The 1,358-nt window shown below is 51.3% G+C and carries 1 protein-coding gene; it reads left to right on the top strand.

Going from position 1 to position 1,358, the window contains the following annotated elements:
• Positions 1 to 182: 182 nt before the first annotated feature.
• A complete protein-coding gene (locus HX792_RS13120; protein WP_176996505.1) occupies positions 183 to 1,307 on the top strand; it encodes an IS481 family transposase in 1,125 nt (374 codons plus the stop codon).
• The last annotated feature ends 51 nt before the right edge of the window (positions 1,308 to 1,358 follow it).

Below are 1,358 nucleotides of genomic sequence, written 5' to 3'. Positions count from 1 at the left end.
ATTCTTATAAGTAATGTTTTTTGGGTGGGGTACATATCCGTTTCTGCGGTAACGGCGGCTATGGGTTCCGCTCTTACAGCGGGTCACTTTGGAAAAGCCTGTACGGACCGGACACATGGTTGACGGGTGTACGGGGACATGGTGGACACTTTTCGGCGAGCCAACATCGCCGGAAAGCCATCATGCCCTGGGACACGAGAGATACCATGAGCCTGAAAGAAGAGTTTGTTGCCTTAGCGCGGCAACCCGGCAGCAATAAACGAGAACTGTGTCGGCGGTTCGGCATCAGTCCTCAAACGGCCTATAAGTGGCTTAACCGCTACGAGAAGCAAGGTCAGTCGGGATTACAAGAGAAGTCCCGCAAGCCTGCTACGAGCCCCAAGCTGACGCACGCCACTTTGGAGGCGGAGGTTTTAGCGCTCAGAAAAGAACATCCAGCATGGGGCGGACGCACAATCAGCAATCTTTTGAAAAAGCAGATTGCTCCCAGCACCGTCACGAATGTCCTGCGCAGACACGGGCTGATTCAGCCTGTTGCGAAGGAACAAGAGGCAAAGCACAGGTTTGAGCATGATGCGCCTAACGATCTTTGGCAGATGGATTTCAAAGGACATTTTGCGACGCAAGAAGGCCGATGCCATCCCCTGACCTTGTTAGACGATCATTCACGATTCAATTTGGCTATTCAGGCTTGCAACAACGAACGTGGAGCGACGGTCAAGGAGAAGATCGTTGAGGTATTTCAGTGTTTTGGATTACCGGTCCGTATCAATGTAGATAACGGCCCACCATGGGGCTCGCCACGCAATCCAGGGGAAATCACAGAGCTGAGTATCTGGCTGATCCGCTTAGGCATTCGGATCAGTTTTAGCCGTCCTTATCACCCCCAAACCAATGGAAAGATCGAGCGTTTCCACCGCTCACTCAAGGCCGAAGTGCTTGATGGGCGTCAATTCTCCACAATCAAGGAAGCTCAAACAGCGTTTGATCGATGGCGTGATATTTATAACCTGCAACGTCCTCATCAAGCGTTGGACTATAAGGTGCCTATGGACCGGTATCGAGCCAGTCCCTGGGCTTACCCGCAACAGTTATCAGAGTTTGAATACGGTCCGGACGATGTATTGGCAAAGGTGTATCACAGCCGATTTCGTTTTCAGAAACGCTACTTCAGCATTGCCAAAGGCTTGGTTGGGCATCACATCGCAATACGACCTAACCCTGAAAGGGACGGGCTATTTGACGTCTATTTCTGCCATCACTTCCTAAGAACGTTCGATGTGAGCAAACCTGACTATGGCTCATAATGTGTCAACCATGTCCGCGCACATGTGTCCACCATGTCTCCGGTCCGTACA

The sequence above is a fragment of the Pseudomonas sp. B6002 genome (assembly GCF_013385985.1).
In the GTDB taxonomy this organism is placed as follows: Bacteria; Pseudomonadota; Gammaproteobacteria; order Pseudomonadales; family Pseudomonadaceae; genus Aquipseudomonas.
Note: the sequence above shows the minus strand (reverse complement) of the source record. Positions and strands in the feature narration are given on the sequence as shown.